The organism is Lentzea terrae (assembly GCF_003265345.1).
GTDB classification, from domain to species: domain Bacteria; phylum Actinomycetota; class Actinomycetes; order Mycobacteriales; family Pseudonocardiaceae; genus Lentzea; species Lentzea terrae.
The window spans coordinates 67,579-75,166 of record NZ_QFWW01000009.1 but is presented as its reverse complement, the minus strand read 5'-3'; the positions used below and the strand labels follow the sequence as shown (position 1 = coordinate 75,166).

The 7,588-nt window shown below is 67.2% G+C and carries 4 protein-coding genes; all 4 read left to right on the top strand.

Annotated features, from left to right (window positions below; genetic code table 11):
* Positions 1-304: 304 nt before the first annotated feature.
* Positions 305-1,555: an ABC transporter substrate-binding protein gene (locus DI276_RS17065; protein ID WP_157984762.1), complete on the top strand. Its 1,251-nt coding sequence runs from the start codon at positions 305-307 to the stop codon at positions 1,553-1,555.
* A gap of 153 nt (positions 1,556-1,708) precedes the next feature.
* Positions 1,709-3,538, top strand: a complete 1,830-nt coding sequence (locus DI276_RS17060) for an immunoglobulin-like domain-containing protein (RefSeq protein ID WP_112264387.1) — start codon at positions 1,709-1,711, stop codon at positions 3,536-3,538.
* Between the two features lie 175 nt (positions 3,539-3,713).
* Positions 3,714-5,978 carry a cellulase family glycosylhydrolase gene (locus DI276_RS17055; protein WP_112264385.1) on the top strand — a complete coding sequence of 755 codons (2,265 nt, stop codon included), beginning with the start codon at positions 3,714-3,716 and terminating at the stop codon, positions 5,976-5,978.
* Between the two features lie 239 nt (positions 5,979-6,217).
* A partial coding sequence (locus DI276_RS17050) for a DUF1996 domain-containing protein (protein ID WP_112264383.1) occupies positions 6,218-7,588 on the top strand: 1,371 nt, incomplete at its 3' end.

Below are 7,588 nucleotides of genomic sequence, written 5' to 3'. Positions count from 1 at the left end.
ACATAGCTGCTTCTGGAGCCTGGACGTCGAATTCGACGTCGAATTCGACGACTACTCAGCGTGGCACCCCCACGACCATGATTGATCGTGCAAACACCCAGGTGAAGCACCTGCAGGCGGCGCCGAAAAGCTCTTCAAAAACAAATGGAGATCACGTACTGTGCTCGATCGGAGTGCGGCACGGGGGAACAGGTTCAGCGACAGAGGCATGTGGGCGGTCACATCGGTGACCGAGGAGTCCCACTGTGTTCGAACTGAACTTCCGAGGGGATCCACGTAAATGGGGCAACGCCCGTTCAGAGTCATGTCCGCAGCCGTGGCGTGTCTCGCCGTGTCCGCATGCGCCGCCAACAGCGCGCCGCCACCGCCGCCGGAGCCCGTGGTGACGGTCGCCGTGTGGGGTGGCGACCAGGACGCCAAGACGTACCAGCAACGCGTCGACCTCGCGAGCGACCGCGTCCCGGGGGTCAACGTCAAGCTGTTGCACATCAAGGACGACTTCGGCTCGAAGATCGGCAAGATGATCGCGGAGGGCAACCCGCCCGACATCATCGAGGTCAACGAGTCCGTGCACAGCCACAGCAGCAAGAACCAGTTGCTGCCGCTGAACTCGTACATCGAGACGGAGAAGCTCGACCTCGTGGGCAGGTTCGGCGAGCGGGCCGCGCGCTCCTACGACCGCGACGGCAAGACGTGGGCGCTGCCGGATCGCAACGGGCCGATGGTCCTGTACTACAACAAAGATCTGTTCGACAAGGACGGCGTCGCCTACCCGACCGCCGACTGGAAGTGGCCGGACTTCCTGGCCGCCGCGCAGAAGCTGACGGTCAGGGACGGCGAGAAGACCATGCGGTACGGCTTCGCCGCCGGCGACTGGTGGCCCTGGTGGATGGCGTTCATGCTGCAGAACGGCGGCAAGATCCTCGACGACGCGGGCAAGCCGGTGATCAACTCGCCGGAGAACGTCAAGGCGATGCAGTTCTACGCGGACCTGGTGCACAAGCACCGCGTCGCGCCGTCCAAAAAGGACTACGAGGCGCTCAAGGTCGCCAATCCGGACCAGCTGTTCGCCCAGGGCAACGCCGCCATGATCATGACCGGCTTCTGGAACATCGCCTCGCTCAAGAACGCCCCGCAGGTGCGGTGGGGCATCTCGCCGCTGTTCAAGAACACCAAGCAGGCGACCATCTCGTTCCAGAGCGGCCTCGCGATCACGAAGTCGAGCACGCGTCCCGAGCTCGCGTTCGAGGTGCTCGAGTTTCTGACCAGCGCGGAGGGGCAGAAACCCATCGCCACCACCGGTCAGGACGCGCCGGCCAACCGGGAGGTGCAGGACAGCGACGACTTCCTGCGCCCGGCGTGGGCGATCGGCGACGTGAACCTGGACGCCTTCAAGCAGTCGGCCGAGTTCGCCTTCACGCCACCGATGACGCCGGAGTGGGGCGGCATGCAGAAGGCCTTCTCGACGATCATCGGCGAGATCTGCGACGGGCTCGTGACGCCGAAGGACGGCCTGGCAGCCGCCCAGCGCTCACTGGAGAGCCTGGGCAAATGACCGTTCGGGAGGGCGGGGTCGAACCCGCCCTCCGGTTTGCATTGACCAGCTATCGAGCGCCAGCTATGTTTGCGCGCACTTCCGGGACTGTCCGCGCGTTCCCCTTGAAAGCAACCCTGGGGCACCTGCGCGTGCCCGTCGGGAAAGGCCGGCATGTCCTTTCGTCACTTCACCTTCACCTCGGCGCTCCTCGCCGTCGCCCTCAGCGCGACCGGGCTCGCGATCTCCGTCACGACCAGTGCGGCGGCCACTCTCGACGACGGCCTGGTCGTGCACTACGACACCTCGCTGGGTGCCGAAGGCCTGCGCCTGCCCGGCGACGTGATCAGCGGGCTCACCGACGTGACCGTCTCGGTCCAGGCCGACCTCGGCACCGGCTGGCGCACGATCACCTGCACGCTCGACGGCGGCACCGCGACCCGCTACGAGGACGGCGTCGCGATCTCCAGGAAGACCGGCGTGACCACCACTGCCGCCGTCGACCACTTCGGCAACGACCTCAAGGGCAAGATCCGCGACTTCCGGCTCTACCGCCGTGCGCTGAGCCCCGGCGAAGCACGCGAGCTGGGCAAGACGACGGCGTCGGCCAGGCCTGCTGCCGACGTGGCGACCCTCAGCCTCGCGGACACCGCGACCGAGGACCTCGCGCTGCCGGCCAAAGCGGGCGGCTCGGTGCTCTCCTGGGAGTCGAGCAAGCCCTCCGTGGTGTCGGCGACCGGCCTCGTCACGCGGCCAGCGCCACGGGCGGGCAACGTGACGGTGACGCTCACCGCGACCGCCACCTACGCCGGGTACACGGCGACGCGCGACTTCACCGTGACCGTGCCGGAGGATCTCACCGACCGGCAGAAGGTCGACAACGCGTTGAAGGACATCGTGATTCACGACGAGGACGCGATCCGCGGCAACATCACGCTGCCGGCCAAGGGCGGTCGCGACGTCGCGTTCACCTGGCAGAGCAGTGATCCCCGCGTCGTCACCACCACCGGCGAGGTGATCAGGCCACCGCACGGATCCCGGCCGCGCACCGCCCGTCTCTCGGTCCGGGCGACGAAGGGCTACACCAGCAACACCCGCTACTTCTCGCTCACCGTCCTGCCGCTGCCCAAGAAGGTGGACATGGAGGGCTACCTGTTCACCTACTCCTCCAACGAGCAGGTGCGCTTCGCGGTGAGCAACGACCTGGTGCGCTGGGACGTGCTGAACGATCTTCCGGTGGTGAGGTCGGAGCACCGCGACCCGTTCCTCGTCCGCAGCCAGGAAGGTGACCGCTTCTTCCTCGTTGCGGGCGGCGGCAGTCAACTGGAGATCCGGGAGTCGACCGACCTGATCACCTGGTCGGACCCTCGGCTGTCCACTGTGCACTCGACTACACGAGACCTCCGCACGGTCACCGTCGTGCTGGACGGGGCATCGCGCCACGGCACGGCGCTGCCGGTGTCGAAGGCCGAGCTGGACCGGCTGCGGAAGGGCCCGCCACCGGTGCGCGCCAACAAGAAGGGCGTCGTGGCCGACTACGACCTGACCGGTGGTACGGGCGCGGCGATCGCCGACCTGTCCGGAAACGGCCGCACGGCAACGATCCGGGGCGACGTAAGCCGCTCACCGGCCGGGCTCGTCTTCGGTGGCACGGACGGCTACCTCGACCTGCCGGACAACCTCACGGCCGGACTGAACGCGCTGACCATCTCCGCGCAGGTGTGGGTCGATCCCGCGCAGCAGGGGCAGTACTCCTTGTGGGACATGGGCAACGCGAACGTCGACCACGCCGTGTCGCGCGGCAGCTGGCACACCATCACCTGCACGTTGTCGAACGGAACTGCTCGTCTGTTCGACAACAACGTCGAACAGACGACCGTGGACGGCATCACGGCGAAACCGACGGAGAACTCCGCCGGCAAGCATTTCAAGGGCAAGATGCGCAGGCTGACGGTGTGGAACCGCGCTCTGAACGCGGAGGAGATCGCCGCAGGACGGCGCTGACGAGGAGATCTGTCCACCGGACAAGCCGATGTCATGGGCTTGTCCGCAACGGACAGGTTCCGCCGGTGGGCCACTCGGCGGTGTGGCAGCGGATTTCCGGGTGGTTACAGTCCGATTTCTGGGAGCGCTCCCGGAATTCGGATTTCCCCCTGTCGGACATCCTCAGGAGGTCGTTTTGACCTGGCGATTTCTCCGAGCGGTGGTGGCCGGTCTGCTCCTGGCGGCCTGCGCGGTCATCGCTCCAGCTCCGGCCGGTGCGGCCGCCCCCGCGCGGATCATGGCACTCGGCGACTCCATCACCGGCTCACCAGGCTGCTGGCGGGCGCTGCTCTGGAAGCACTTGCAGGACACCGGACACACGGACGTCGACTTCGTGGGTTCGTTGCCGGCGCCCGGTTGCGGGTTCACCTACGACGGCGAGAACGAGGGTCATGGCGGGATCCTCGCGACGAACATCGTGCGGGACAACCAGCTCCCCGGCTGGCTGTCGTCGGCACGCCCGGACGTCGTGCTGATGCACCTCGGCACCAACGACGTCTGGAACAACATCCCTGCCGCCACGATCCTGAACGCCTACACGACGATGCTCGGCCAGATGCGGGCGAGCAATCCCGCGACCAAGCTGATCGTCGCGAAGATCATCCCGATGAACCCGGCGAACTGCTCGGCGTGCGGGCAGCGGGTGGTCGACCTGAACGCCGCGATTCCCGGCTGGGCACAGGCGAACAGCACGGCGGCCTCACCGATCACCGTGGTCGACCAGTGGACCGGGTTCAGCACCTCGGCCGACACCACGGACGGCGTGCACCCCAACACTTCCACCGGCATCCAGAAGATCGAGAGCCGCTGGTACCCGGCCGTGGTCGCGGCGCTGGGCGGCGGCAGCACCCCGGCGACCGGCCTGCACGTCGAGGGCACGCGGGTCGTCGAAGGCAACGGCAACGCGTTCGTGATGCGCGGCATCAACCACGCGTACGTCTGGTACCCGAGCCAGAACAGGGCCTTCGCGGACATGAAGTCCTTCGGCACCAACACGGTTCGCGTCGTGCTCGGCAGCGGCCAGCGATGGGGACCGACGCCGGCCGCCGAGGTCACGAACGTGATCTCGTTGTGCAAGACGAACAAGATGATCTGCGTGCTGGAAGTCCACGACACCACCGGGTACGGCGAGCAGAGCGGCGCCGCGACCCTGGACCAGGCGGCGACGTACTGGATCGGCGTGGCGAACGCGTTGAAGGGTCAGGAGAACTACGTCGTCATCAACCTGGGCAACGAGCCGTTCGGCAACAACGCGTCGGTCAGTGCCACCTGGGCGAGTGCGACGAGCAGTGCGATCAGCCGGCTGCGCGGTGCCGGGCTGCAGCACCTGATCATGGCCGACGCACCGATGTGGGGTCAGGACTGGAGCAACATCATGCGGGACAACGCGCGGGCGGTGTTCAACGCGGACCCGCAGCGCAACACGGTGTTCTCCATCCACATGTACGGCGTCTACGACACCGCGGCCGAGATCAACGCCTACTTCGACGCCTTCCAGACCGCCGGGCTGCCGTTGGTGGTGGGGGAGTTCGGGCACAACCACTCGGACGGTGACCCGGACGAGGCCACGATCATGGCTCAGGCGCATGCCCGCGGCCTCGGTTACCTGGGCTGGTCGTGGAGCGGTAACAGCAGCGATGTCGCATACCTCGACATGACCAACAACTTCAACCCGGCGAGCCTCACGCCGTGGGGAGAGCGGTTCCTCAACGGTGTCAACGGCGTCCGGCAGACGTCGAAGGAAGCGACGATCTTCGGCGGCGGTGGCCCCGGCGACACGCAGCCGCCGACCACGCCGGGCACTCCGACGACCTCGGGTGTCACGTCGACCGGTCTCACGTTGAACTGGACGGCGTCGACGGACAACGTCGGTGTCACCGGGTACGACGTGTTCCGCGCGCTGGGCAGTGGCTCGTTCGCGCTCGTGGGTTCGGCGGCGTCCACGTCCTTCACGGACAGCGGGCTGACCCCGTCAACGAGCTACCGGTACCAGGTGCGGGCCAGGGACGCGGCGGGCAACGTGTCGGCCAACTCCGGCATCGTGACAGCCACGACCAGCGCGGGCGGCGGCACCGGCACGTGCAAGGTCGGTTACTCGCCCCAGAACTGGGGTGGCGGCAACGGGTTCACCGCGAGCGTGACCATCACGAACACGGGTACGAGCACGATCAACGGCTGGACGCTGGCCTTCAGCTATCCGAACGGCCAGCGGGTCACCCTGCCCGGCTGGGGTGCCACGTGGGCGCAGTCCGGCGCCGACGTGACAGCCACCAACCTGAGCTGGAACGGCACGCTGGCGCCGAACGGGTCGACGAACGTCGGGTTCAACGGCACCTACAGCGGCTCCAACCCCGCGCCGACGTCGTTCACCCTCAACGGCAGCACGTGCACCACGTCCTGAGCCGATCGCCGGCCCTGGCGGCCTCGACGGGTCGCCAGGGCCGGATGACAGCGTTGACGGTCACCTCAGGTCACCGTCCGATGCTGTTAGAGTGATCTCTTCGCCCGTCGGTCTGAGAGCGCTTTCTTCCCAAACTGGGCTGGAAGTTCTCATCGGAAGATGACGCGGCGACTTTCGTTGAGCCGGAAGGCCGTTTCGCACGTACTCCTGATCATGCACGGCATGAGCGAGGAGGACGTATGACACACCGCGAAGCCGACAGACGGAAGTTCCGCCTGATCGCGTCGTTGTCGGCGGTCGCCGTGGTGGCTGCGGGCACCGCCACCGTGGCACTGGCGGCGAAGGACGGTGAGCCCGCACCGGTCGGTGCGTTCGTGCGCATCGAGCAGGTCGCCAAGAACGTCGTCAACCCGAAGGTGCAGCAGAACGGCGCCAAGGGCGTTTTCACGGTCGACTGCGGCACCAACGAGGGCGGCAAGTTCAGCGCCGACAACCCGGTCGCCCAGCCAGGCCTGCCCCACGGCGCGCAGCACGTCCACGACTTCGTCGGCAACCTGTCGATCAGCGCCGACTCGACCGACGACAGCCTGGCCGACTCGGAGACGACCTGCAAGAACGGTGACAAGTCGTCCTACTTCTGGCCGGTCGTGCGGATCAACCCGAAGGCGAACGTGAACTCGTCCGGGTCGAATCCGGACAAGGTCAAGGAAGCGGGCGCGCCCCACATCGCCTGCCCGTCGGTCAAGGACCGGCTGCCCGCCGTGCCGCAGCAGGCGCGCGGCGAAGTGGATCGGAACCTCGAGCTGCTGGACAAGCAGGTCAAGGAAGCCAACGACCGGGTGGCGCGCAACGAGAACCCCGGTGACCCGAACTTCGTCAACAACGCGATTCTCAACCCGTTGCGCGACAAGCGGGTGGCCACCCTGGACCGGATGGCGATCGCGATCGGCCGCAGCGCGCCCAAGCCGAACCTGACCTCGCTCGCCGACTGCGAGATGTTCTTCGGCGCGGGACACGGCGGCAACGGCCAGGCCCCGCGCAAGTTCAGCGGCCAGCAGGGCGGCTCGCAGGAGCACGGCGAGCACGCCGACCACGGTCAGGCTCCGCGCAAGCTCGCCGGCCAGCCCGGCGGAAACGGCGCCGATGCGACGCCGACCGTGAAGTGCCCCTCGGTGCGCGGCGAGCTGGGTGCCGTGCCGGACCAGGCGATCGCCGAGGTGGACCGCAACCTCGCGCTGCTGGACAAGCAGATCGCGGAGGCGAACCAGCGGATCGTGACCACCAAGGGACAGGGCGGTCCGAACTTCATCAACAACGCCATTCTGGGTCCGTTGAAGGACAAGCGGGTCGCCACGATCGACCGGATGGCCATCGCGATCGGCCGCAACGCCCAGAAGCCGCAGGGCCTGGAGCGCCTGGCGCCTTGCAAGCTCAGCAACGACAACGGCGGCGGGAACAACAACGGCGGTAACAACAACGGCGGTAACAACGGCAACAACAACGGTGGCGGCAACAACAACGGCGGGAACAACGGCGGCGGCGACGCGGCCCTGGCCGTTCCCTCCGGGCCGAACCTGGAGCTCGTCGGCAACAACGGCAAGATCGAACGG